The sequence below is a fragment of the Mycobacterium sp. PDNC021 genome (assembly GCF_048282635.1).
Lineage (GTDB): Bacteria > Actinomycetota > Actinomycetes > Mycobacteriales > Mycobacteriaceae > Mycobacterium > Mycobacterium llatzerense.
Window position 1 is genome coordinate 3,622,697 of sequence record NZ_CP182502.1, and the last position, 24,326, is coordinate 3,647,022.

22 protein-coding genes are annotated in these 24,326 nt (G+C 67.1%); 7 read left to right on the forward strand and 15 right to left on the reverse strand.

The features are described 5' to 3' along the window. Positions 1 to 52: 52 nt before the first annotated feature. The gene (locus tag ACNO8X_RS17140) at positions 53 to 889 is read left to right on the forward strand and encodes a hypothetical protein (RefSeq protein WP_418001986.1); all 837 of its coding nucleotides are present in this window, start codon (positions 53 to 55) and stop codon (positions 887 to 889) included. Positions 890 to 896: 7 nt separating this feature from the next. Here the strand turns inward: ACNO8X_RS17140 and ACNO8X_RS17145 are convergent, their stop codons facing one another. From ACNO8X_RS17145 to ACNO8X_RS17180, 8 genes are all read right to left on the reverse strand, one after another. Then, positions 897 to 1,910, reverse strand: a complete 1,014-nt coding sequence (locus ACNO8X_RS17145) for a ferrochelatase (protein WP_418001987.1) — start codon at positions 1,908 to 1,910, stop codon at positions 897 to 899. A gap of 96 nt (positions 1,911 to 2,006) precedes the next feature. Beyond that, on the reverse strand, positions 2,007 to 2,816 hold the full coding sequence (gene inhA / locus ACNO8X_RS17150) for an NADH-dependent enoyl-ACP reductase InhA (protein ID WP_043396384.1): 810 nt from the start codon (positions 2,814 to 2,816) through the stop codon (positions 2,007 to 2,009). Positions 2,817 to 2,860: 44 nt separating this feature from the next. After that, positions 2,861 to 3,625, reverse strand: a complete 765-nt coding sequence (gene fabG1, locus ACNO8X_RS17155; protein WP_260938904.1) for a 3-oxoacyl-ACP reductase FabG1 — start codon at positions 3,623 to 3,625, stop codon at positions 2,861 to 2,863. Positions 3,626 to 3,712: 87 nt separating this feature from the next. Continuing rightward, positions 3,713 to 4,630: a DUF58 domain-containing protein gene (locus ACNO8X_RS17160; protein WP_043396580.1), complete on the reverse strand. Its 918-nt coding sequence runs from the start codon at positions 4,628 to 4,630 to the stop codon at positions 3,713 to 3,715. A 53-nt stretch (positions 4,631 to 4,683) separates the two neighbouring features. Then, positions 4,684 to 5,811, reverse strand: a complete 1,128-nt coding sequence (locus ACNO8X_RS17165) for an AAA family ATPase (RefSeq protein WP_418005935.1) — start codon at positions 5,809 to 5,811, stop codon at positions 4,684 to 4,686. Between the two features lie 171 nt (positions 5,812 to 5,982). After that, positions 5,983 to 6,711 (reverse strand): NlpC/P60 family peptidoglycan endopeptidase RipB, encoded by a 729-nt coding sequence (gene ripB, locus ACNO8X_RS17170; protein ID WP_418005936.1) that lies wholly within the window; start codon positions 6,709 to 6,711, stop codon positions 5,983 to 5,985. 6 nt (positions 6,712 to 6,717) lie between these two features. Continuing rightward, a complete protein-coding gene (ripA, locus tag ACNO8X_RS17175) occupies positions 6,718 to 8,178 on the reverse strand; it encodes an NlpC/P60 family peptidoglycan endopeptidase RipA (protein WP_418001988.1) in 1,461 nt (486 codons plus the stop codon). A 237-nt stretch (positions 8,179 to 8,415) separates the two neighbouring features. After that, entirely contained in the window at positions 8,416 to 9,045 is a 630-nt protein-coding gene (locus ACNO8X_RS17180; RefSeq protein ID WP_418001989.1) for a DUF6676 family protein, read from the reverse strand. Between the two features lie 161 nt (positions 9,046 to 9,206). Here ACNO8X_RS17180 and ACNO8X_RS17185 point away from each other — a divergent pair, with 161 nt between their 5' ends. Together ACNO8X_RS17185 and ACNO8X_RS17190 are read left to right on the forward strand one after the other, a co-directional pair. After that, positions 9,207 to 12,038 (forward strand): aconitate hydratase, encoded by a 2,832-nt coding sequence (locus tag ACNO8X_RS17185; RefSeq protein WP_418001990.1) that lies wholly within the window; start codon positions 9,207 to 9,209, stop codon positions 12,036 to 12,038. 63 nt (positions 12,039 to 12,101) lie between these two features. Further along, a complete protein-coding gene (locus ACNO8X_RS17190; protein WP_418001991.1) occupies positions 12,102 to 12,668 on the forward strand; it encodes a TetR/AcrR family transcriptional regulator in 567 nt (188 codons plus the stop codon). On the opposite strand, the gene speB is transcribed toward ACNO8X_RS17190, so the two are convergent. After that, the gene (gene speB / locus ACNO8X_RS17195) at positions 12,665 to 13,645 is read right to left on the reverse strand and encodes an agmatinase (protein WP_053853595.1); all 981 of its coding nucleotides are present in this window, start codon (positions 13,643 to 13,645) and stop codon (positions 12,665 to 12,667) included. The two genes, ACNO8X_RS17190 and speB, sit on opposite strands and share 4 nt — an antisense overlap. Positions 13,646 to 13,733: 88 nt before the next feature. Between speB and ACNO8X_RS17200 the strand changes: the two genes are divergently transcribed. Next, positions 13,734 to 14,333 carry a helix-turn-helix domain-containing protein gene (locus tag ACNO8X_RS17200; RefSeq protein WP_043987425.1) on the forward strand — a complete coding sequence of 200 codons (600 nt, stop codon included), beginning with the start codon at positions 13,734 to 13,736 and terminating at the stop codon, positions 14,331 to 14,333. 9 nt (positions 14,334 to 14,342) lie between these two features. On the opposite strand, the gene ACNO8X_RS17205 is transcribed toward ACNO8X_RS17200, so the two are convergent. After that, positions 14,343 to 15,746: a purine-cytosine permease family protein gene (locus tag ACNO8X_RS17205; protein WP_418001992.1), complete on the reverse strand. Its 1,404-nt coding sequence runs from the start codon at positions 15,744 to 15,746 to the stop codon at positions 14,343 to 14,345. Between the two features lie 217 nt (positions 15,747 to 15,963). Between ACNO8X_RS17205 and ACNO8X_RS17210 the strand changes: the two genes are divergently transcribed. From ACNO8X_RS17210 to ACNO8X_RS17220, 3 genes are read left to right on the forward strand one after another with little or no spacing between them, the layout of a single operon-like run. Continuing rightward, complete coding sequence (locus ACNO8X_RS17210) at positions 15,964 to 17,361, forward strand: amino acid permease (RefSeq protein ID WP_418001993.1); 1,398 nt, start codon at positions 15,964 to 15,966, stop codon at positions 17,359 to 17,361. Further along, a complete protein-coding gene (locus tag ACNO8X_RS17215; RefSeq protein WP_418001994.1) occupies positions 17,362 to 18,156 on the forward strand; it encodes a carbon-nitrogen hydrolase family protein in 795 nt (264 codons plus the stop codon). Beyond that, positions 18,153 to 19,865, forward strand: a complete 1,713-nt coding sequence (locus ACNO8X_RS17220; RefSeq protein ID WP_418001995.1) for a flavin monoamine oxidase family protein — start codon at positions 18,153 to 18,155, stop codon at positions 19,863 to 19,865. Before ACNO8X_RS17215 ends, ACNO8X_RS17220 begins: the two co-directional genes overlap by 4 nt. 111 nt (positions 19,866 to 19,976) lie before the next feature. Here the strand turns inward: ACNO8X_RS17220 and ACNO8X_RS17225 are convergent, their stop codons facing one another. The 5 genes from ACNO8X_RS17225 to ACNO8X_RS17245 all read right to left on the reverse strand — a co-directional run bounded on the left by ACNO8X_RS17225 (position 19,977) and on the right by ACNO8X_RS17245 (position 24,307). Further along, on the reverse strand, positions 19,977 to 20,168 hold the full coding sequence (locus tag ACNO8X_RS17225; RefSeq protein WP_043396403.1) for a helix-turn-helix domain-containing protein: 192 nt from the start codon (positions 20,166 to 20,168) through the stop codon (positions 19,977 to 19,979). Positions 20,169 to 20,265: 97 nt separating this feature from the next. Next, a complete protein-coding gene (locus tag ACNO8X_RS17230; protein ID WP_043396406.1) occupies positions 20,266 to 21,891 on the reverse strand; it encodes an ABC-F family ATP-binding cassette domain-containing protein in 1,626 nt (541 codons plus the stop codon). A gap of 29 nt (positions 21,892 to 21,920) precedes the next feature. Continuing rightward, positions 21,921 to 22,751: an enoyl-CoA hydratase gene (locus ACNO8X_RS17235; RefSeq protein WP_418001996.1), complete on the reverse strand. Its 831-nt coding sequence runs from the start codon at positions 22,749 to 22,751 to the stop codon at positions 21,921 to 21,923. 44 nt (positions 22,752 to 22,795) lie between these two features. Further along, positions 22,796 to 23,161: a thioredoxin gene (gene trxA / locus ACNO8X_RS17240; RefSeq protein WP_418001997.1), complete on the reverse strand. Its 366-nt coding sequence runs from the start codon at positions 23,159 to 23,161 to the stop codon at positions 22,796 to 22,798. A gap of 45 nt (positions 23,162 to 23,206) precedes the next feature. Continuing rightward, entirely contained in the window at positions 23,207 to 24,307 is a 1,101-nt protein-coding gene (locus ACNO8X_RS17245) for an NADH:flavin oxidoreductase (RefSeq protein ID WP_418001998.1), read from the reverse strand. Positions 24,308 to 24,326: the final 19 nt, after the last annotated feature.

Here is a 24,326-nt window from a genome sequence, read left to right on the forward strand (position 1 = left end):
GAGTAGCGCCTTGCAGGCGTTACGGGCCGGAGCGTTTTACACTGCGTGCATCATGTGGTGTCCGAGTATTTCGCTGACGGTGTGGGCCAACGCCTGGCATGCCGGCCTGGCCGCGCCCGATGATGTCCTGGATGCGTTATCGCCGTGGGCGCCAAGGCATTCCATCGCCGCCTACGACGCCGTGGCGGCCAGCCGGACCGGCCTGCCGTGGCCGGACCTGACCAACTACGGCGGCGTCACGTTGCTGCAGACACTGCGACACGCTGCGGGTGCCGCCCGCGCGGAGCCGGCGCTGAACCTGGTACTGCCCGTACCCGGCGATGTCCGCGGCTTGACTCCCGGCACCCAGTTCCAGCAGGACGCCGTCGACGTGGGCGAAGCCATCGTGGTCACCTCGAACTACGGCGAGGCCGTCGGCCTGGTCCCCGACTTCGAGTACGAGGACGACACCGACGACGCCGAGGTCAAGGCGCTGTCCTGGACGGTGTACTCGCTGCCGAGCGCGCCGGTCATCGGTCATTTCGACCTCGGTGACGAGGAGTTCCGGCTGCGCGACGCGGTCCGGTCGGCGGCCGACGCCCTCAGCCGGTTGCGGGCCGAACCCGGTTCGGACATCGACGATCCGCGCGAGATGGTCGAGCAGCTGCTCGAAGCCGGCCAGCTGCACCGGCTGCCGGACCATGCCCCGACCCGCGCCGTGCGGGTGCTGGAGACGGCCGCTCACATCGACGCGATCATCACCGTCAGCGCCGGGCTGGCGCCCATCGGCCTGCAGAGCGCCTCGGAGATGCAGATCGCCAGCGAGGCCATGCGACCCCTGGCCGACGTCGTGCGGTCCGCCCGACTGGCCGCCGTGACGGCCATCCTGCATTCGGCCTGGGAGCGCTAGGGACCCGTCAGTCGCCGCAGCAGCGCGGTGAGCAGGGTGCGCCGTCGACGCTGCAGCCGAAGCCGGGCACCGGGTCCGGACCGTCGACCCGCTGCGGCGCCGCACCCGTCCGTAGTTCCTCGACCAGGGACGCCGCCAACCGGGCGAACCGCGGGTCAGCGCCCGGAGTTCCGGTGCGCACCAAAGTGATTCCAGACTCGGCGGCCTGTTCGGCGAGCTCGTTGTCGAGGTCCCACACCACCTCGATGTGGTCGGCGACGAAGCCGATGGGACACACGATGACGGCCTTGGTGCCGGCGGCCGCCAACGCCGCCAGATGATCGCCGATATCCGGTTCCAGCCAAGGGATTTGCGGCGGACCGGACCGGGACTGCCACACCTGGTCGTAGTCGTCGTACCCGGCGGCCGCGGCGACCAGTCGAGTGGCATAGCCGACCTGCCGGCTGTACAGCCGCGGGCCGTGCCGCTCGTCGGCGCCGACGGGAATGGAGTGCGCGGTGAACACGAGCCGCGCGTCGTCACGCAGCTCGGCGGGCAGCTGCGCGGCGGCTGCCCCGATGGCTTCGGCGAACATCTCGACGAACAGCGGGTGGTCGAAGTACTGGCGCAGCTTCACCAATTCCGGCGCCTGCGACCCGGCCGCGGCGCGGCCGCGGGCGATGTCCTCGACGTACTGCCGGCAGCTCGAGTAACCGCCCCAGGCGGACGTCGTGAATACCGCCGCGCGACGAATCCCGTTGTCCCGCATGGCGGCCACCGTGTCTTCGATGTACGGATCCCAGTTGCGGTTGCCGAAGTACACCGGCAGCTCCGGCATTGCCGCCTCAAGCTGGGAGATCAACGCCCGGTTGATGCCGTTGATCGGCGACGCTCCCCCGAAATGCATGTAGTGCTCGGCGACGGCGTCCAGGCGCTCCGGCGGCACCCCACGCCCCCGCGTCACGTTCTCCAGGAACGGACGGACGTCGTCGGGACCGTCGGGCCCACCGAACGACAGCAGCAGCAGTGCGTCAAAGTCCACGTGTTTGGCCCCTCCTCAGACGCGAAACGGCGTTCCGGCAGTCAAAGTGCGAGAGCACACCTGCCGGAACGCCGTTTCGGCGGAAAACAATTCAGATCACATCAGCTGGGTGCTGGCGCCACCGTCGGCGTAGATGATCGACCCGGTGGTGGCGGGCAACCATTCGGACAGCAGCGCACAGACGGTCTTGGCGACCGGCGTCGGGTCCTTCATGTTCCAGCCGATCGGTGCCCGCTGGTCCCAGCCCTCTTCGAGCAGCTGCATCTGGGCACCGGCCTCGTCGCCCAGCGCGCCACCGACGATGGCGCTCATGGCCAGGGTCCGGATGGGTCCTGCCGCAACGAGATTGGACCGCACGCCGAACTTGCCGGCCTCACGCGCGACGAACCGGTTGACCGACTCGAGGGCGCTCTTGGCGACCGTCATCCAGTTGTAGGCGGGCATGGCGCGGGTCGGGTCGAAGTCCATGCCGACGATGCCGCCGCCTTCGTTCATGATCGGCAGCAGCGCATTGGCCAGCGAGGCGTAGGAGTACGCCGAGATGTGGATGCCCTTGGCGATGTCCTCGTAGGGGGCGTCGAAGAACGGGTTGATGCCCATGCCGCTCTGCGGCATGAAGCCGATGGAGTGCACGACGCCGTCGAGCTTGTTGCCCTCGCCGATCACCTCGGTGACGCGCTCGCCGAGCGAAGCCAGGTGCTCGGTGTTCTGCACGTCGAGTTCCAGCAGCGGCGCCGGGTTCGGCAGCCGGTCGGCGATGCGCTGGATGAGCTTCATCCGGTCGAAACCGGTGAGCACCAGCTCGGCGCCCTGCTCCTGGGCGACCTTCGCGATGTGGAACGCGATGGACGAATCGGTGATGATCCCGGTGACCAGGATGCGCTTGCCTTCGAGCAAACCTGCCATTGTGCTGACTCCTTCTAAGTTTCAGTAAGCCAAAGAATTTGAGGTCAGTGACCCATGCCCATGCCGCCGTCGACCGGGATCACCGCACCGGCGATGTAGCCGGCATCCTCGGACGCCAGGAAGCTGACGGCACCGGCAACGTCCTCGGCGGTGCCGACGCGCTTGGCCGGGATGAACTCCAGCGCACCTTCCTGGATGCGCTCGTCGAGGGCGCGCGTCATCTCGGTGTCGATGTACCCGGGGGCGACGACGTTGGCGGTGACGCCCGCCTTGGAGAGCTCACGGGAGATCGAGCGGGCCATGCCGATCAGGCCGGCCTTGGCGGCGGCGTAGTTGGCCTGGTTGCCGATGCCCCACATGCCCGAGACCGAGCCGATGTAGATGATGCGGCCGAAGCGCTTGCGCTGCATGCTGCGTGACGCGCGCTGGGTCACCCGGAACGCGCCGGTCAGGTTGGCGTTGATGACCTCGGTGAACCGCTCCTCGGTCATGCGCATCAGGAACGCGTCCTTGGAGATACCGGCGTTGGACACCAGCACCTCGACCGGACCCTGATGCTCCTCGACCTCTTTGAAAGCGCGGTCGACGGCCTCGGTATCGGTGACGTCGCACACGACGCCGAACAGCCCCTCGGGGGCACCGGAACCGCGGTGGGTCACGGCAACCTTGTGGCCGTCGGCGGCCAGGCGCTGCGCGATGGCCAGGCCGATGCCCCGGTTACCACCGGTGACCAGCACGGAACGGGAAACGAAGGCCGGACGGCCGGGTGCGGACGTGGCGGCACCCTCGGTGGCAACAGTGTCACTCATGCTGGTCAACTTATCGTCTTTGCCGGTGCAGGCCGAAATCGGGCACGCTGCGGCGAGCCGCACATCGGCCTGCGGAAGTGTTGGCCGCTACCGCGCCGCCATGGCACCACGGCGGCGGCTCGCCACGAACCTCACGACGTCCGCGATCCAGTCCCGGTCGGTGCGCAGGGTCAGCAGCGGGGCGTCGCATCGGCGCAGGGTGCGGGCCACTTCGTCGCGGTGTGCCTGGGCGGCGCGGGCGAAGTCGTCCCGAAGTTGCTCGTCGATGGTGAATTCCTTGGTGATGCCGGACTCGGCGTCCTGCAGCACTACGTCCCCGATCGCCGGCAGCTCCACGTCGCGCGGGTCGATGACTTCGATGCCAAGGACCTCGTGCCGCCCGGCGATGGCCCGCAGCGGGCGCATCCAGTTGATGGGTCCCAGGAAGTCGCTGATGATCACCGCCATGCCGCGGCGGCGCTCGGGCCGTCGCAGCGCGTCGATGGCCACGGCCAGGTCACCGCGGACCCCGGCCGGAGCCTTGGGCGTGGTGGCGATGGCGCGCAGCAGCTCCTGCTCGTGCAGCCGGCCCGACAATGCGGGCACCCGGCGGATGGTGTCACCGTTCGAGATGACCGCACCGAGCCGGTTACCGCCACCGCTGTTGAGGAACGCGATGGAGGCCGCCGCGGCGACCGCCAGATCGCGCTTCTCGCAGCCCGCGGTGCCGAAGTCCAGGCTCGCCGACATGTCGACGACCAGCCAGGTCTCCAGCTCCCGGTCGGCGATCATCTGCCGCACGTGCGGATGCGTGGTGCGGGCCGTGACGGACCAGTCCATCCGGCGCACGTCGTCGCCGGGCTGGTAGAGCCGGGACTCGCCCGGCTCGGAGCCGGGGCCGGGGATCAGGCCCTGGTGGTCACCGTGCAGGACGCCGTCCAGCTTGCGCCGGACAGTGAGCTCGAGCTTGCGCAACGCGGCCGACAGTTCGGGATCCCGAATCTGCCCGCGCTGCAACGACGGCAGGTCGACGGAGCGGCCTGGCTGCGGCGAAGCCGGACGATCAGACCTGGGCTCGGTCACCGACCTGCGGCCCCAGCTACGCCGGCCATCACGGGCGGAACCGAATGTCCTTGCTGCGGAATGGCATTCACCTGGGGCAGCGCGACGGTCTGCAGGATGCGGTTGACGACGGTCTCGGCGGAGATCTCGTCGGCGAGCGCGTCGTAGGTGAGCACGAGGCGGTGCCGCAGCACGTCCGGGATGACCTCGACGACGTCCTGCGGGATGACGTAGTCGCGGCCGCGCACCAGCGCGAGGGCACGGGAGGCGCTGATGATGCCCAGCGAGGCACGCGGCGAGGCGCCGTACGCGATCCACGCCTTGGCGTCGGGCATGCCGAACTTCTCCGGCTCACGAGTGGCGGTGACGATGCGCACCACGTAGTCGACGAGGGCGTGATGCACGAAGACGTTGGCTGCCACGTCCTGCAGGTGCAGCAGTTCCTCGGTGGTGAGGATCTGCTTGGGCTCCGGCGGCTTGACGCCCATCCGGTAGATGATCTCGCGCTCTTCCTCGGGCGACGGGTAGCCGACGTTGAGTTTGAACAGGAAGCGGTCGCGTTGCGCTTCCGGCAGCTGGTAGACGCCCTCCTGCTCGATGGGGTTCTGGGTGGCCATCACCAGGAACGGGCTGGGCAGCGGGAAGGTCTTGCCGCCGATGGAGATCTTGCGCTCGGCCATGACCTCCAGCAGCGCCGACTGCACCTTGGCCGGCGCGCGGTTGATCTCGTCGGCGAGCAGGAAGTTGACCATCACGGGGCCGAGTTCGATGTCGAACTCTTCCTTGCCGACCCGGTAGATGCGGGTACCGACGATGTCGGTGGGCACCAGGTCGGGGGTGAACTGGATACGGGCGAACGAACCGCCGACCACCTTGGCGAAAGTCTCCACGGCCAAGGTCTTGGCGACACCCGGCACACCTTCGAGCAGCACGTGGCCCTTGGCCAGCAGGCCGACCAGCATGCGCTCGACCAGCAGATCCTGGCCGACGATGATGCGCTTGACCTCGAAGATGGCGCGCTCAAGGGTGTGCACCTCGGCCTGCAACGCCCCGCTGGCAGGCTGCTGCGCGGTGGGTGCGGCGTGCGCCCCGGGCGGGTAGCCCTGTGTGGGGGCCGGGCCTGGGTAGCCTCCGGCGCCCTCCAGCGGCCCACTCGGTGACGTCATCTAGCTTCCTCCCACGTTTTGATTCGGCCGATTGTCCGGCGCAAAGTCGCTGGTCTAGCAGGTAGCCGCCAATATAGCGGCGAACCCGGAATCAACTATTCCAGGCGGCCCCGTATCCGTCGATGTTGCCACGGCGGACTCAGGTGATTATCAGGTCTCGATGATGCGGGACAGGTGCGGCGACATGCCCGCCGTCCGGACCGGGCTGACCGTCACCTTTCCGGCGCTGCCGGACGCCTCCAGCATCTTGCCGCCGCCGAGGTAGATCGTGACGTGCTGGCTGCCGCCGGGGCCGTAGAAGATGAGATCGCCGCGCTTGGCTTGCGACGGCGGGATGGCGCGGCCGGTGTCGTACTGGTCGCCCGAGTACTTGGGAATCTGGACGCCCACGCCGGCGTAGGCGTAGCGCGTGAACCCGGAACAGTCGTAACCGATCTTGCCGGCGTCGTAGTCCACGCCGGGTCCGGGTCCGGTCAGGGTGCCGCCGCCCCAGGAGTACGGGACGCCCATCTGGGAGCCGCCGCGCCGGATGACGTATTCGATGGCCTGCTTACCGCCGACGCGGCCGCCGGGCATCATCGCAGCGGTCCCGCCGCCACCGCCGCTCGGCTTGCCGCCCAGGCCCAGGGCGGACAGGAAACTCTGGCCGAGATTCTGGGTGGTCTGCAGGGCCAGCTGACTGGCCTGGAAGGACGCGTTGGCGATGGCCACCGGGTCCCCGGGAGCGCCCGAGCTGGCTTTCATGGGCAGCGTCGGGTCCCAGCCGCCGTCGGGTTCGGCAATCGCACTCGGCGCAGGGCCGAACACGAGCGCCAGCGCCAGCGCGCCGACGCCCGCGAGGACGTCTCTCCGGTGAAATTCCTTGCCCTGCAATGCAATACCCAATCAGTATTCGATGTAGCGGATCACGTACGGCGTCATACCGCTGGTGCGTACCGGCGAGACGTGCACATCTGAGCCGGTGTACGGCGCTTCGAGCATCTGCCCGTTGCCGAGGTACAGGGTGACGTGCTGGCTGCCGCCCGGGCCGTAGAAGATGACGTCGCCGCGGCGGGCCTGCGAGGTCGGAATCTTGCGGCCCATCTCGTACTGGTTGCCCGAGTAGTGCGGCAGCTTGATCCCGACGCCGGCGAACGCGTAGAGGATCAGGCCGGAGCAGTCGAAGCCGACGGTGCCGGCACCCGAGTCGATGCCTTTGCCCGGGCCGGCCGCGGTGCCGCCGCCCCAGGAGTACGGCACACCGATCTGCGTCATGGCCCGCTTGATCACGTACTCCGAAGCCTGCTTGCCGTAGACCCGCGGAATGGCGCCATTGGTGTAGCCGGTCTTCGTGACCTCCGCGGGCACCAGGCCCAGCTTCTGCAGGAAACTGTGACCCATCTGCTGGGTCACCTGCGCCGAGGTGGCGGTCATGCCGAGCACGTTGTTGATGACGGCGATCGGGTCACCGGGAATGTTGGCGCTGGGCAGCTTCGGCAGGGTCGGGTCCCAGCCGCCGTCGTCCCATTTCCGGGGGCCGGCGGCGGCGGGGGCGCCGTCCCAGTTGGCGGCGTACCGACCGGGATCGGCGGCGGGCACACCGGACGCGGTGGCCGGCCCGGTGGTCGTCCCAGTGGTCGTGGCCGCCCACTGGGTGCGCACCGCGTCGAGCTTGGCCTGGGCCGCATTCCGCTGACTGACCAATTGATCGAGCTGGGTCTGCTGGTCGGCGAACGTGGTTCGAGCATCGGTCAGGGCTTTGACCGCGTCGTCCTGGCTGGTCTGCGCATCCTTGACGGCCTGGTCGGCCTTCTGCTTGGCCAGGCGGGCGGCGGATTCACGATTGGCCAGTTCGGTCCGGGTGCGTTGCAGGTCGGCGATGGCCTCCTGCGAGCTGATGGTCAGGGCCTGGCCGGTCGCGGCGGTGTTGATCATCTCGCCGGGATCGGTGGCGGTCAGGTACGACGCGGACGGGCCGTTGATGTATGCCGCTTCGGCGTACTTGTCGAAGTGCGACTGGGCGGCGGCGATCGCGGCGTTGGCGTCCTTGAGCCCGCTCTGGCTCGTGTCGATGTCCTGCTGGGCGGTCGCGGCGTTGTCGCGGGCGGTCTGCACATCGGCGATCGCCTTGTTGACCGATTCCTGCCGGGTCTGGATGGAGGCGCCGAGGTCCTGCAGTTTCTGGTTGGCGTTGGCCAGATCGGTGACCAGGGCGGCGATCTCGCTGCCGCCGGGTTGGGCCGAGGCGGTGCCGGAACCGAATACGGACGCGGTCATCACACCGAACACGAGCGATCCGGTGCCCACGCGGCAGCCCAGCCCGATGACAAAGGGGCGAATGCCGTGTCCCCTGACTCTGGGTCCCATTGACTCTGGTCTCCTATGGCTCCAGCGCGCTGGTGCCCGCGAAAGGCATACGCGGGCGCAATCCGTCGGTTCCGTTAGTCACAGAAATCAAAATTCATCACAACTGCAACATGCGGTACCAACTGCACCGTACGTCACAGGTTGCACAAATGAAACGTTAGTAACAAACCACATCGGTGTAATTGAAAAAGGTGTGACCGAATAGTGATATTCGAATTCGCGGCGCACCGCACCCAGCTACTCCGAGGGGGTTGCGGCGGCAGTCGCCGGAGCGGCCGCGGCGGCCGATTTCCGGGCCCGGACCTGCAAGAACCGGGTACCGACAGCGGCCGCTACCACACCGAGGATGACGACCAGAGTGAACGAAGTCCACGGAAAAATCGGCGTTTCCAGCTGGCTCACAAAATTCTTCGACGACTGCACGACACTCGGCGTCTTCGCCAGATCCTGGCCCGCTTCCAAGTGCGACCGGTCATAGGTCGGACTGACCGAGCCGGCGAAGCCAGGGCTGAGCGTGAGCACCGTCGACTCGGGGTACACATGGCCGACGTCTGCGGCGATGTCCCGCAGCGGAGTGTCGATGCCGGGACTCGTCGGCAGCACGACGATCTTGAGGTCGATGCCCTTGGCATGGGCGTCGGCGACCACCTGCCGCAGGGCGGCAGCCTCCTTGGCGGCCTCGGCGGCCTGCTTTGCTTCCTGCGGCGTGGCCGGCGTCTTGGCGGGCGCGATGCCCGGCGCGCTGACCCCACCATCACGCACCTGCGTGATCACCGTCGCCATGCAGACGTCGACGGGGGTCTTGGCCGGGTCCTGCCCGACCGTGGCACAGACGTCCGGCGGAATGAATGCCGCGAAAGTTGTCACGGGGCAAACGGTACTGGAATTTCGGCGAACTCCCTGACGGCACACCCACAATCCGACAAGACTGTAGCCACCCCCTGGTCGCTCATAGGACAAGCGTACTGTTAGGGTAGCAACGCGCCGCTGACACAGCCCGTCGCGGCGAGATCTAGCCGGGAGTTGATGTGAGCAGCAATTCATTTGGAGCCCGTGACACGCTCGTTGTCGGGGAAAACAGCTACGAGATTTTCCGCCTCGACGCGGTGCCGGGGACCGAGAAGCTTCCCTACAGCCTCAAGGTGCTTGCGGAGAACCTGCTGCGCACCGAAGACGGCGCAAACATCACCAAGGATCACATCCTGGCCCTGGCCAACTGGGATCCCTCGGCTGAGCCGAACACCGAAATCCAGTTCACCCCCGCCCGCGTGATCATGCAGGACTTCACCGGCGTGCCCTGCATCGTGGACCTGGCCACCATGCGCGAGGCCGTCACCACCCTGGGCGGCGACCCCAACAAGGTCAACCCGCTCTCTCCCGCCGACATGGTCATCGACCACTCGGTGATCCTCGATGTCTTCGGCCGCGCCGACGCCCTCGAGCGCAACGTCGACTTGGAGTACGAGCGCAACGGCGAGCGCTACCAGTTCCTGCGCTGGGGCCAGGGTGCGTTCGACGATTTCAAGGTCGTCCCCCCGGGCATGGGCATCGTGCACCAGGTCAACATCGAGTACCTGGCGCCCGTCGTGATGGTCCGTAACGGCCAGGCCTACCCCGACACCTGCGTGGGTACCGACAGCCACACCACCATGGAGAATGGCCTGGGCGTGCTGGGCTGGGGCGTCGGCGGCATCGAGGCCGAGGCCGCCATGCTGGGCCAGCCCGTCTCGATGCTGATCCCGCGCGTCGTCGGCTTCAAGCTGACCGGCGAGATCCAGCCCGGCGTGACCGCCACCGACGTGGTGCTGACCGTCACCGACATGCTGCGCAAGCACGGCGTCGTCGGCAAGTTCGTCGAGTTCTATGGCAAGGGCGTCGCCGAGGTGCCGCTCGCGAACCGCGCCACGCTGGGCAACATGAGCCCCGAATTCGGTTCCACCGCTGCGATCTTCCCGATCGACGGGGAGACCATCAACTACCTGCGCCTCACCGGCCGCACCGACGAGCAGCTCGCGCTGGTCGAGGCCTACGCCAAGGCCCAGGGCATGTGGCACGACGCCGATCGTGAGCCGGCCTTCTCCGAGTACATCGAGCTGGACCTGTCCACGGTGGTCCCGTCGATCGCCGGCCCGAAGCGCCCGCAGGACCGAATCCTGTTGTCGGAGAGCAAGATCGCATTCCGCAAGGACATCCACAACTACACCAACGACGGCACCCCTGCGGCGCCCACTCCGCACACGCACCTCGACGAGGCCGTCGAAGAGTCCTTCCCGGCCAGCGACTCGGCCGCCCTGTCGTTCGCCGACGACGGTGCCGTCGACGTCCAGTCCGCCGCCAACGGCGCCGAGGGCCGCCCGAGCAAGCCGATCACCGTGACCGGCGAGCGGGGCACGTTCGTGCTCGACCACGGCGCGGTCGCGGTCGCGGGCATCACGTCCTGCACCAACACCTCGAACCCGTCGGTGATGCTCGGTGCGGCACTGCTCGCGCGCAACGCCGTCGAGAAGGGCCTGACCACCAAGCCCTGGGTCAAGACCAACATGGCCCCCGGCTCTCAGGTCGTCACCGACTACTACGAGAAGGCCGGCCTGTGGCCGTACCTCGAGAAGCTCGGCTACTACCTGGGTGGCTACGGCTGCACGACGTGCATCGGCAACACCGGCCCGCTGCCCGACGAGATCAGCAAGGCCATCAACGACAACGACCTCACCGTCACCGCGGTGCTGTCCGGTAACCGCAACTTCGAGGGACGCATCTCCCCCGACGTCAAGATGAACTACCTGGCCTCGCCGCCGCTGGTCATCGCGTACGGGCTCGCCGGCACCATGGACTTCGACTTCGAGACGGATTCCCTGGGCAAGGACAGCGACGGCAACGACGTCTTCCTCAAGGACATCTGGCCGTCGGCGCAGGAGATCGACGACACCATCAAGTCGGCGATCAGCCAGGACATGTTCCGCAAGTCGTACTCGACGATCTTCGCCGGCGACGAGCGCTGGCAGAACCTGTCGACCCCCGAGGGCGACACGTTCGAGTGGGACGAGAACTCGACGTACGTGCGCAAGGCGCCGTACTTCGACGGCATGCAGATGGAGCCGGCGCCCGTCACCGACATCTCGGGCGCCCGAGTGCTCGCCCTGCTGGGCGATTCGGTGACCACCGACCACATCAGCCCGGCCGGTCCGATCAAGCCGGGCACCCCGGCCGCGCAGTACCTGGATTCGCACGGGGTGGCCCGCAAGGACTACAACTCGCTGGGCAGCCGTCGCGGTAACCACGAGGTGATGATCCGCGGCACGTTCGCGAACATCCGTCTCCAGAACCGCGTGCTCGACGGTATCGGCCTCGAGGGCACGCAGGGTGGCTACACGCGCGACTTCACCCAGGAGGGCGGCCCGCAGTCGTTCATCTACGACGCGTCGCAGAACTACCAGGCGGCCGGAACTCCGCTGGTCGTGCTGGGCGGCAAGGAGTACGGCTCAGGTAGCTCGCGCGACTGGGCCGCCAAGGGCACCAGCCTGCTGGGCGTCAAGGCGGTCATCGTCGAATCGTTCGAGCGCATCCACCGCTCGAACCTGATCGGCATGGGCGTCGTCCCGCTGCAGTTCCCGGCGGGCGAGTCGTGGAAGTCCTTGGGCCTCGACGGCACCGAGACGTTCGACATCGCGGGCATCACTGAGCTGAACAACGGCAAGACCCCGAAGACCGTGCACGTGACGGCCACCAAGGTGGACGGCAACAAGGTTGAGTTCGACGCCGTGGTCCGCATCGACACGCCCGGTGAGGCCGACTACTACCGCAACGGCGGCATCCTGCAGTACGTGCTGCGGAACATGCTGCGGTCGGGTAGCGAGTCCTGATAGCTGGCTGACCCGGTTGGGCGGCCTTTCGGGCCGCCCAACCGGTCACCAGTAGGAGCCTTGGTGCCCAAAGTTAGCGACGATCACCTCGCCGCCCGCCGAGCGCAAATCCTCGACGGGGCTCGACGCTGTTTCTCCGAGTTCGGGTACGAGGGTGCGACTGTGCGGCTGCTCGAAGAAGCCACCGCGATGTCGCGCGGCGCGATCTTCCATCATTTCCGCGACAAGGACGCGCTGTTCTTCGCGCTCGCCGAGGAAGACGGTGAGCGCATGGCGCAGACCGTCGAGAAGGACGGCCTCGTCCAGGTCATGCGCAACATGCTCGCCAAGCCGGACAACTACCAGTGGCTGGGCACCCGGCTGGAGATCGCCCGCCGGCTGCGCACCGACGCCGAGTTCCGCGCCGAATGGCAGCAGCGCTACGAGGAACTCAACCAGGCCACCATCGCCCGTCTGGAGCGCAAGAAGGCCGCCGGCACGCTCCGTGACGACGTGCCCACCGAAGTGCTGCACATCTATCTCGACCTGGTGCTCGACGGCCTCATCGCGCGGCTCGCCTCGGGTCAGACCGGCGAGGATCTGACCGCCGTCCTCGACATCGTCGAGGCGTCGGTGCGCCGCAAGTCTTAGCGGTTGGCGCTCATCACCGACAGCAGTTCATAGCCGACGTGTGCGGCCGCGATTCCCGTCAGCTCGGCATGGTCGTAGGCCGGAGACACCTCGACGATGTCGGCGCCGACGACGTTGAGGCCGGTGAGCGAGCGAAGCGAGTGCAACAGCTCGCGCGAGGTCAGTCCCCCGGCTTCCGGCGTCCCGGTACCGGGTGCGTGCGCCGGGTCGAGCACGTCGATGTCCACCGAGACGTAGACGGGGCCACCGGCCAGCCGCTTGACCATTCGCTCACGCACGCTCGCCAGACCGTCGACCTGGTAGTCGTCGGAGCGGATGACCTGGAAGCCCAGGATCGCGTCGTCCTCGAGGTCCTTCTTGCTGTACAGCGGACCGCGGATACCCATGTGCAGCGAGCGTTCCATGTCGATGAGGCCCTCTTCGCTGGCCCGGCGGAACGGGGTGCCATGCGTGTAGGCGGCACCAAAGTAGGTGTCCCAGGTATCGAGGTGGGCGTCGAAATGCAGCACGGCGATGGGGCCGTGGTCGCGGTGCAGTGAGCGCAGGATCGGCAGCGCGATCGTGTGGTCGCCGCCGAGTGTCAGCACGGCGCTGCCGTCCTTGCGCAGCGCGGTCACCTCGGTGTCGATGGTCTCGATCGCCTCGTTGATGTTGAACGGGTTGACCCCGATGTCTCCGGCGTCGGCGACCTGCTGGTTGGCGAACGGTGACACGTCGAGCGCCTGGTTGTAGGGCCGCAGCAGCTTGGACGCCGCACGGATGTGGCCGGGGCCGAAGCGTGCGCCCGGGCGGTAGGAGACGCCGGAGTCGAACGGGACGCCGAGGATCGTGACGTCGGGTGACGACACCTGGTCCAGGCGCGGCACCCGCGCGAAGGTGGTCGGTTCGGCGTAGCGCGGGAAACGGCTGGCATCGACCTGGCCGATGATCTCGCGGCCGTCGGGCGCGGTGGTCGTGATGTACCGGTCGAAGCTCATCGGTTCTCCAAAGTCGTGGCGTGTGGCTTGGGTCTCATTGTTTCCGGCAGTAGAATTATTGTCAACCTTTGTTTCCTAGGAGGAAATCGTGGGCGGTTCGCCGGCAACGCAACTATCGATCGCCGCACGTTTGAAGGCTGCCCGCAGCGCCAAGCGGATGACCCTCGATGAGCTCGCCGCCGCCAGTGGCGTCACCAAGGGCTATCTGTCGAAGGTCGAACGCGGCCAGTCCAACGCGTCCGTCGCCGCGCTCATCCGCATCTGCGAGGCACTCGAACTCCAGGTCGGTTCCCTGTTCGACGAAACGCCCGTCGGCGAGGTGGTCCGCGCCGGGGAGTACCCGCCCATCGAGTTCGGCGGAACAAAGATGAACGAATTCCAACTGACGCCGAGCAATGAGCGCCGCTTCCAGGTCCTAATGAGCGATATCGAGCCCGGCGGCGGCAGCGGGACCGACACCTACTCCCTGCCGGCCGAGGTCGAGTTCGCCATGGTCATCGAGGGCCGGCTCCACATCGATTTCATCGAGGGCAACGGCAGCCGCATCACGCTCAACCAGGGCGACGCACTGACCTTCGACGCGGATCGTCCCCACGCCTTCCACGCCGATGCGCAGTCCGGGGCGAAGGTGTTGTGGGTGCTGACCCCGGCCCTGGCGCATCGGCGCCTGGCCGAGGCGGCTGAGTAGCCGAGACCGCTAGGCGGCGGTCAGCTCCTCGCGGCTGCGCTCGGCCGCCGCGTGCTCGCCACCGAGATCGACACCGCGGGTCAGGACGTAGTACGCCAGGCCGGACACCGCCAGCCCGACGATGAACGAGATATCCACTCCCCCAAGCAATTTGGCGATCGGCCCCTCGTAGAAATGCAAGGCCACGAACGGCACCATCGACACCATGCCGAGGATGTACGCCGTCAGTCCCCGCCAGGACCACCGGCCATAGATCCCGTCCGGCCGGAAGATGTCGACGATCGAATAGTGCCCGCGCCGAACGAAATAGAAGTCGACCAGGTTCACGGCGGTCCACGGGATCAGGAAATACAGCATCAGCAGCACGAAGGTGTTGAACGACTCGAGGTAGCCCTCGGGCAGCGACAGCGCGACAACGAACGCGATGAACGAGGTGATCGCGATGCCGATCACCCGCAGCCGAATGGTGGGCGTGATCGGCCGGAAGGCATCGAGGGCACTCATGCTGGTCAGGCTGGCGCCGTAGGCGTTGACCGACATGATGGTCACCAACGCCACCGACGACACCACGACCGTGAAAGTGCCGAAGCCGGGCAGCAATTGGTTGCCGACGGTCCGGATCGACGCGATGGCGTCCGGGGTCGGCAACGCGGACGCCAGGATGGCGCCGAACGACATCAGCCACACCGACGACCCGGCAGCACCCAGATAGGTCCACCAGATGACGCGCTTGGCCGAGGTGTTCTCGGGCAGGTACCGCGAGTAGTCGGACACGTAGACCGCGTAGGAAATCTGATAGCCGGCCGCCGCGGCGAACTGCATCAGGAACACCGTCAGCGAGAACTTGCCGCCGTCGGGGATGGCGGCATTCAGGTGCAATGTCGACAACGCGTACCCGGTCAGCACACCGAACACGATGATCAGCAGGTACGTCAGCCAGCGCTGCACGACCATCATCAGGTCGAAGCCCACGACGGCGATGACGATCGCGGCCACCATCAGTCCGAGGTACCAGACCCAGTTCGGGCCAGGGAAGACCGTCTTGAAGCCCGATGTCGCGAGGATGGTGTTGAAGACGTTGAAGCCGATGTAGACGAAGATGACGGCGATGAAGGGGACCAGGGCGCCGCGCGAACCGAACTGGGCCCGCGACTGAATCATCTGCGGCAGGCCCATCGTGGGGCCCTGGTTGGCGTGGAAGCACATGAAGAGCGTCCCGAAGCAGGCGCCCGCGACGGCGGCCAGTACCGACCACCCCGCGGACAAGCCGTTGGCCGGCCCGAGGAAGCCCGTGACCATCGTGGTCAACACGAAGTTCCCGGTGAACCAGAACGGCGCCTGGTGGTGCACCTTGCCCTTGCGTTCCCGGGTCGGAATCCAGTCGATGGACCGGGTCTCGATTGCACCTGCCATGGCATCCCCTTTGATGTGGCTCAGATCACTGCTCCATAGGGTAGGCAGCGGAGACGCCAAAGGCAACAATTGTTTCCTAGGTCACTCCGACTGTTGACAGATGGGAGTGACGTACCGCACTCTGTTATGCGAGTCACAAATCTCGTGGCGCGCCCTCCTCTCCACGGAGCTCCCCTTGGCCATCACCGAGGCCCCCCGGCCGGGCATTCTGCGCGCGATGAGCGCACAAAAGTCGGTTGACGACATCGTCGCTGCGAACGAAGCCACCGACGGCCCCCACCTCAAGAGGTCGATGGGATTCATCCATCTGACCGCCCTGTCCATCGGCGCCACCCTCGGCACCGGAATCTTCGTCATTCTCGGCGCGGCGGTACCGAAAGCCGGCCCCGCGGTCCTGCTCTCGTTCCTCCTCGCCGCCGTCACCGCGCTGTTCTCGGCGCTGTCCTACGCCGAGCTCGCGGGCACCATCCCCGTATCCGGCAGCTCCTACTCCTACGCCTACGCCACCATGGGCGAGTTCTGGGCCTGGGTGTGCGGCTGGTGTCTGATGCTCGAGTACGGCGTGTCCGTCGCCGCGGTCGCCGTCGGCTGGGGCGGCTACATCAACACCCTGCTGCACCAGTTGTTCGCCATCGAACTCCCCGCAGCCATCACCGCCGCGCCCGGCGAAGGCGGTGTCATCAACCTGCCCGCCGTCGCGATCGTGGTGCTCGCGTCGATCCTGCTGCTGCGAGGCGCATCCGAATCCGCGGTCGTCAACACCGCGATGGTCATCCTCAAGTGCGTCGTGCTGGTCTTCTTCTGTGCCGTCGCCTTCACCGCGTTCAAAGCCGGCAACCTGACCCCGTTCATGCCACTCGGCTTCCTCGGCGTCTCCGCCGCGGCGTCCCAGGTCTTCTTCTCCTACATCGGCTTCGACGCGGCGTCCACCGCCGGCAACGAGGCCAAGAACCCCAAGCGGGACCTGCCGCGCGCGATCATGGCCTCGCTGCTGATCGTCACCGTGCTGTACCTGGCGGTGGCACTGGCGGCGCTCGGCGCCATGAGCTGGACCAAGTTCAGCGCCGACGAGGGCGCCACCCTCGCCGTCGCGCTCAGCGGCATCACCACCAGCAACGTGCCGGCCATCATCCTGTCGGTCGGTGCCGTCATCGCCATCGCCAGCGTCGTCCTCGCCGTCCAGTACGGACAGACCCGGATCCTCTACACCATGGCCGTCGACGGGCTGGTCCCCTCGTTGTTCGCCAAGGTCAACCCGAGAACCTTCGTGCCGACGTGGAACATCGTCATCTGCGGCGTCGTGGTGTCACTGCTGGCCGGGTTCATCTCGCTGGGCGAGCTGGCCAACGCCACCTCGATCGGCTGCCTGTTCGCCTTCGCCCTGGTCAACATCGCCGTCATCATCCTGCGCCGCACGCGCCCCGATCTCGATCGCACGTTCCGGCTGCGGCTGTTCCCCGTCGCGCCGATCCTGGGCTTCCTCTTCTGCTGCTACCTGATGTGGGCGCTGCCAGTCGCGACCTGGATCGCGTTCGGCATCTGGGGTGCCCTCGGCCTCGTGGTCTACTTCGGTTACAGCATCAGGAAATCCAAGCTGCGAGTGGACGCTGCATAGATGATCACCGTCGGCATGTTCCAAGGTCCGCAGGAATCCGGGACCGTCGCCGAGAACCTGGCCGCCATCGCGGCGGCGGCCAGGCGGGCCGCCGACGCCGGCTGCCGGATCGTCGTCACCCCGGAGATGTCGGCCACCGGATACAACATCGGAACCGACATCGCCCGGCGCGCCGAACCCGCCGACGGCCCGATCTTCCGGGCCGTTCAGCAGATTGCGCGCGACACCGGAATCGCCGTCGTGTACGGGTATCCGGAGTCGGCGCCCGGTCAGCCGTACAACAGCGTGCAGGTCGTCGACCGCGACGGCGAATCCCTGGCCAATTACCGGAAGACCCATCTCTACGGTTTCGACCGGGACTACTTCACCCCGGGTTCGCAGTGGGTCACGCAGTTCGACCTCGACGGCGTCATCTGCGGCCTGTTGGTCTGCTACGACATCGAATTCCCGGAGAACGCGCGCGCCCACGCCGACGCGGGTACCGAATGGCTGGTCGTCCCAACGGGACTCATGGAGCCATGGAGTTTCGTCGCCACGCACATCGTGCCCGCCCGCGCCTACGAGAGTCAGCTGTTCCTCTCGTACGTCAACCGCGCCGGAGTCGAGAACGACCTCGAATACTGCGGCCTGAGCTGCACCATCGCGCCCGACACGACCGAACTGAGTCGCGCTGGTAAAGCCGAGCAATTGCTCATCACTCACATTGATCCCACCGCGGTAGCCGTGTCCCGCGCAGTCAACACCCATCTCAGCGATCGCCGCCGAGACCTCTACCAGGAGAACCAGATCCGATGACTGTCCCCCAGCCCATCAACGAAACATCGTTGTCGGACAAGCCGGCAGCCAAGCCCATAACGATGTTCGGACCGGACTTCCCCTTCCCATACGACGACTACGTGACCTCCGCTGCAGGCCTCGGCTCCATCCCAGCGGACCGCCACGGCACCGAGGTCGCGATCGTCGGCGGCGGCTGCGCCGGCATCACCGCCGCCTACGAACTCATGAAGCTGGGCCTCAAACCCGTTGTCTACGAAGCGGATCAGATCGGCGGCCGCATGCGGTCCATCCCGTTCGAGCACGCCCCCGACGCCGTGGCCGAGATGGGCGCCATGCGGTTCCCGCCCACCTCCACCACGCTCTACGAGTACTTCGACAAGGTCGGCATCGAGACCGTCGAATTCCCGAACCCGCTGTCGGTTGCGGCCCCCAGCACCGTCGTCGACCTCAAGGGCCAGACGTACTACGCCGAGAAACTCGCCGACCTGCCGCAGGCCTTCACCGACGTCGCCGACGCCTGGCGCCAGACGCTCGAGGACGGCGCCGACCTGCACGCGATCCAGAACGCCATCCGCGAGCGCGACACCCAGGCGCTGAAGTCGGCGTGGGGCAAGCTCGTTCGCGAACTCGACGACGAAACGTTCTGGGGCTTCCTGACCAAGTCGCACCACTTCAAGTCGTTCGAGCTGCGCGAGATCTTCGGCAAGGTCGGCTTCGGCACGGGCGGCTGGGACACCGACTACCCGAGTTCGATGCTCGAAATCCTGCGGGTGGTGCTCACCGAGGCCGACGACAACCACCGCGGCGTGGTGGGTGGTTCGCAGCAGCTCCCGCTGCGCCTGTGGCAGCGCTCCCCCAAGCGCCTCGCCCACTGGCCGGCCGGCACCTCGCTCGAATCGCTGCACGGCGGCAAGACCCGAGGCGCCGTCACCGACATCCGGCGCACGCACCCCAACCGCTACACGATCACCGACGCCGACGGGGAAACCCGCACCTATGACGCCGTCATCGTCACCGCCCAATCGTGGATGCTGCTCAACAACATTCGCTGCGACGACGACCTGTTCCCGTCGAATGTGTGGTCGGCCATCGAGCAGACCCACTACATGGGTTCATCGAAAGTGTTCGTGTTGGTCGACCGCCCGTTCTGGAAGGACAAGGACGCCCAGGGCCGCGACGTCATGTCGATGACGCTGACCGACCGGATGAGCCGTGGCACCTATCTGCTCGATCAGGGGCTCGACGCGAACGGCAACGAGAAGCCCGGCGTCATCTGCCTGTCGTACACCTGGGAGGACGACTCCCGGAAGATCGTGCCGCTGAACGCAACCGAGCGCATGGACCTCATGCTCAAGTCGCTGCAGGCGATCTACCCGAATGTCGACATCCGCAGCCACATCATCGAGACGCCGAAGACCGTGTCGTGGGAGATCGAGCGCAACTTCATGGGTGCGTTCAAGGCGAACCTGCCGGGCCACTACCGCTACCAGGAGACGCTGTACACCCACTTCATGCAGCATGGCCTCGACGAACGGCATCGCGGCATTTACCTGGCCGGTGACGACATCTCGTGGACGGCGGGGTGGGCGGAGGGCGCGATCACCACGGCGCTCAACGCGGTGTGGGCCGTGATGGATCAGTTCGGCGGATCGACCTCGCCGACGAACCCCGGTCCGGGCGACGTCTTCGAGATGATCGCCCCGGTGCGGCTGACGGACGAAATCTAGGGCGCGTTAACGGGTTACGAACCGCGGAGACCGTCTTGTGCGTACCCCCGCACGCGCAGGACGGCTCCGCGAATGTCCGTTCGCGGCGAAAGCGGCTGGGCCGCGGGCTATTCAGGCAATCTTGCGGGTGTGGTTGGGGCCGCCGCGGCTGCGCATGACCGCGCCCGACTGCACCAGCATGCTGTGCACCGACCCATAGGATTTGCCAGATATGGCCACCAATGACCTGATACTGGCGCCGCTCTCGTAGGCGTTGCGCAGCTGGGTCATCATCTGGTCGCGAGATGCCTTGGATTGCCTCATCGCCGGTCCCCTGACTCTCCCCCGGCGGTATACCGGGCTGACGGGAATCAGCGTAAGAAACAGCAGTCGCTCGGCGCGGGCGATTCGGTGAATCGGGTCAGGCCAATTCGATGAGATCGCGGTAGGTGTCCGACCAGAAGTCCTCAGTGGCGTCGGGCAGCAGCAGCACTCGCTGCGGATTGAGCGCCTCGGCCGCGCCCGGGTCGTGCGTCACGAGCACCACCGAACCGGCGTAACTGCGCAGCGCATCGAGCACCTGCTCGCGCGATGCCGGGTCCAGGTTGTTGGTCGGCTCGTCGAGGAGCAACACGTTGGCGGTCGAGGCGACCAGGCCCGCCAAGGCCAGCCGGGTTTTCTCGCCACCGGACAGTGTGCCGGCGGGCTGATCCAGCTGCGGACCGGTGAACATGAACGCGCCCAGCAGGCCACGCAGATCCTGCTCGCCCGTGTCCGGAGCGGCGTGCCGGATGTTCTCCCACACCGTCGCCGCGTTGTCGAGAGTGTCGTGCTCCTGCGCGAAGTAACCGATCTTCAGGCCGTAGCCAGGTTCGATACCGCCGGCGTCGGCGGTCTCCACGCCCGCCAGCAGACGCAACAGCGTCGTCTTACCGGCACCGTTGAGGCCGAGCACGACGACGCGCGAACCCCGGTCGATCGCGAGGTCCACGCCGGTGAAGATCTCCAGCGAGCCATAGGTCTTGGTCAGACCCTTGACGATGAGCGGCGTCTTGCCGCACGGCGCCGGCGTCGGGAACTTGATCTTGGCGACCTTGTCGGCCACGCGCTCGGCATCGAGCTCGGCGATCATGCGCTCAGCGCGGCGCAACATGTTCTGTGCCGCAACGGCTTTGGTGGCCTTGGCACCCATCTTGGCAGCCTGGGTCCGCAGCGCGCTGGCCTTCTTCTCGGCGTTGGCGCGCTCGCGGCGGCGGCGCTGCTCGTCGGTGGCGCGGGCGTCCAGGTACTTCTGCCAGCCCATGTTGTAGACGTCGGCCTCGCCGCGTACGGCGTCCAGGAACCACACCCGGTTCACCACGTCGGCGAGCAACTCGACGTCGTGGCTGATCACCACGAGGCCGCCGGTGTGGCTCTGCAGGAACGTGCGCAGCCAGCCGATGGAGTCGGCGTCGAGGTGGTTGGTCGGCTCGTCCAGCAGCAGCGTGGTGTTGCTTCCGGTGCCCTCGGATGCGCCGAACAGGATGCGGGCCAGTTCGATGCGGCGACGCTGACCGCCGGACAGGGTCCGCAGCGGCTGGGTCAGCACCCGGTCCGGCAGACCCAGGCTGGCGCAGATCCGGCCGGCGTCACTCTCGGCGGCGTACCCGCCCAGGGCCGAAAACCGTTCCTCCAGAACGCCGTACCGGCGCACCGCCTTGTCGCGGGCAGCGTCGTCGACGACCTCGGCCATGATGGCCTGCACTTTCTCCAGGTCCGCGAGCAAGGTGTCCAGTCCGCGGGCCGAGAGCACCCGGTCACGGGCTAGGACGTCCAGATCGCCTTCCTTCGGATCCTGTGGCAGGTATCCGACTTCACCGATCCGCTCGACCGAGCCCGCGTAGGGCTGACTTTCACCGGCCAGGATGCGCAGCGTGGTGGTCTTGCCGGCGCCGTTGCGGCCGACCAGACCGATCCGGTCGCCCGGCTGGATGCGCAGCGCGGAACCCTCGAAGGCCAGCAACGTGCGCGCTCCGGCGCGGACCTCCAGGTCCGTTGCGGTGATCACGCTGCTGCCTCCTTGGCTGTCGTGCAGGCTTATTTGTCGTCAGTGAAGACCGCGGGTCGTTTCTCGGCGCGCGCGGCAACCGCCTCTTCGAAGTTGGCGGTGAGCAGTCGGATAAAGAGCTGACCCAGGCCTTCGGCCTGCATATGGCTCTCCAGACTACCGGCGTCCAGTCCACTCCAGAGAGTCCGCTTGGTCAACTCGATTCCCGGGCGGGAGAACGAGCCGATGCGCTCGGCCATGTCGAAGCAGGTTTGCAGGAGCTGATCGTCGGCGACGGTCCGCGAGACCAGACCGATGCGCTCGGCCTCTTGGGAGTCGATGTCCCGGCCGGTGAGCATCGCCTCGAATGCCCGCGACGTGCCGATGGCCCGCGGCAGCAGATAGGACAGGCCCAGTTCGCTGGCCGTGAGGCCGTTGTTGATGCCCGCGGCGCGGAAGTAGGCACCCTCCGCGGCCACCCGGATGTCGCACGCCAGTGCCAGGCACAGCCCACCGCCGATGGCCGCACCGTTTACCGCTGCGATCACGGGTTGGTGCAGCTTGCGCAGGGCAAGGATGACGTCGTCGAGCACCTCCATGGAGCGCAGCGCGAACGTAGGGCGGGTCAGCCCGGCCACGTGCGGCACCGACCCGGCCGACTTGTGGTCGGCACCCGAAGAGAACCCGCGGCCGGCTCCGGTGAGGACGACCGCGCGCACGTCGTTGTCGTGGTTGATCTCGTCGAGTGCCGCCTTGAGCGGGACCATGACGTCGAAGGCCATGGAGTTCATCCGCTCGGGGCGGTTCAGGGTGACCAGTGCGACGCCGGGGCGCGGCCGGTCGACGAGTACCAGTGGGGGCTGTTCGCTCACGTCCTGCACGCTAGCGGGTGCGCAATGTCACACCCGCGGGCAGTGCAGATTGCTCAGATGTCGGTGGTCGCGCTGTCGTCGGCCAGTGCGGCGTCGATGTCGAATTCCTTGATCTGGCTGATGACCTCGTCGAGCTGGTTCGCGGCGAGCATGCCCGAGTGACGGAAGACCAGCTGGCCCTTCTTGAACGCCATGAGGGTCGGGATGGCCTGGATCTCGGCCGCGCTGGCCAGACCCTGCTCGGCCTCGGTGTCGACCTTGGCGTGGAAGACGTCGGGGTGCTTCTCAGACGATGCGGTGAACGTCGGGGCGAACGCCCGGCACGGTCCGCACCATGACGCCCAGAAGTCCACCAGCACGATGTCGTTGTCGCTGATGATGCCGTTGAATTCGGCGGCGGTGATGTCTTTGGTGCTCACGCTTCTCCCAACATTGCGATGTACCTGCTTGTTCCCAGTATGTGGTCAGGCCAACCGGGCCAGCGCACTGGCCGCATCGTAGCCATTGAACCCGTCCAGGGTGCCCGTGCGCAGGCGGTTCACCCATCCGGGATCGGCGAGCAGCGCCCGGCCGATCGCGATCATGTCGAACTCAGCGGCGTCGAACTGCTCGACCAACTGGTCCACCGGGCCTGGCTCGATGACCTGGCCGGGCTTCTCGGACCGGAACGCGGTCTGCAGGCCCACCGAGCCGACGGCGATGACGGGCGTCCCGGTGACCTTCTTGGTCCAGCCGGCCAGCGTCAGGGCCGGGTCGACGTCGGGGAACGCCGGCACGTAGTGCCGGCGGGTCGAGGGATGCAGCGCGTCGACGCCGGCATCGACCAGCGGGGCCAGCAGTTCCTGCAGCTGCATCGGATCGTCGACCAACGTCGCGTTGTAGTCCGTGCCCTTCCACTGCGAGAAGCGGTAGATGATCGGGTAGTCCGGGCCGACCGCGGCACGCACCGCCGCAACCACCTCGGCCGGGAAGCGGGTCCGGTTCTCGAGCGAGCCACCGTATTCGTCGGTACGCAGATTCGTTCTGGTCCACAGGAATTGGTCCAGCAGGTAGCCGTGGGCGCCGTGCAGTTCGACCGCGTCGAAGCCGACGTCCTTGGCGTTGCGGGCCGCCTCGGCGTACCACTGCGCGACGGCAGGCAGCTCATCAGCGGCCAGGGCCCGGCCGATCTGCTCGCCGAGACCGTTCACGCCCGACGGGCTGACTGGGGCCACCCCGTCGCGGTCGCCACGCTCGGCGCCCTGGTGCCAGAGCTGCGCGGCGATGGTCGCGCCGTGGCAGTGCACCGCGCTGGCGACGTTGCGCCAGCCGTCGAGCGCCTCCGCGCCGACCAGCGTCGGGATGTCTTGCGATCCGGTCGCCGTCGGGTCACCCAGTCGCACGCCTTCGGTGATGATCAGGCCGACGCCGCCGGCAGCCCGGCGGGCGTAGTACTCCGCCACGTCGGGCCCCGGGACGCCTCCGGGCGACGCCTGCCTGGTCATGGGAGCCATCGCGAACCGGTTGGGTACGGTCAGGTTCCGCAGGGCCAGTGGAGCGAAGAGTCCAGATGCATCGACGGTCATGAGCCTATGCAACACCGTG

Excerpts from the sequence above, each read along its gene's own strand:
- ACNO8X_RS17140 (WP_418001986.1), top strand. The coding sequence starts at position 53 with ATGTGGTGTCCGAGTATTTCGCTGACGGTGTGGGCCAACGCCTGGCAT.
- inhA (WP_043396384.1), bottom strand. The coding sequence starts at position 2,816 with ATGGCAGGTTTGCTCGAAGGCAAGCGCATCCTGGTCACCGGGATCATC.
- fabG1 (WP_260938904.1), bottom strand. The coding sequence starts at position 3,625 with ATGAGTGACACTGTTGCCACCGAGGGTGCCGCCACGTCCGCACCCGGC.
- ripA (WP_418001988.1), bottom strand. The coding sequence starts at position 8,178 with ATGGGACCCAGAGTCAGGGGACACGGCATTCGCCCCTTTGTCATCGGG.
- speB (WP_053853595.1), bottom strand. The coding sequence starts at position 13,645 with ATGAGCTTCGACCGGTACATCACGACCACCGCGCCCGACGGCCGCGAG.
- ACNO8X_RS17205 (WP_418001992.1), bottom strand. The coding sequence starts at position 15,746 with ATGGCAGGTGCAATCGAGACCCGGTCCATCGACTGGATTCCGACCCGG.
- ACNO8X_RS17210 (WP_418001993.1), top strand. The coding sequence starts at position 15,964 with ATGAGCGCACAAAAGTCGGTTGACGACATCGTCGCTGCGAACGAAGCC.
- ACNO8X_RS17215 (WP_418001994.1), top strand. The coding sequence starts at position 17,362 with ATGATCACCGTCGGCATGTTCCAAGGTCCGCAGGAATCCGGGACCGTC.
- ACNO8X_RS17220 (WP_418001995.1), top strand. The coding sequence starts at position 18,153 with ATGACTGTCCCCCAGCCCATCAACGAAACATCGTTGTCGGACAAGCCG.
- ACNO8X_RS17225 (WP_043396403.1), bottom strand. The coding sequence starts at position 20,168 with ATGAGGCAATCCAAGGCATCTCGCGACCAGATGATGACCCAGCTGCGC.
- ACNO8X_RS17245 (WP_418001998.1), bottom strand. The coding sequence starts at position 24,307 with ATGACCGTCGATGCATCTGGACTCTTCGCTCCACTGGCCCTGCGGAAC.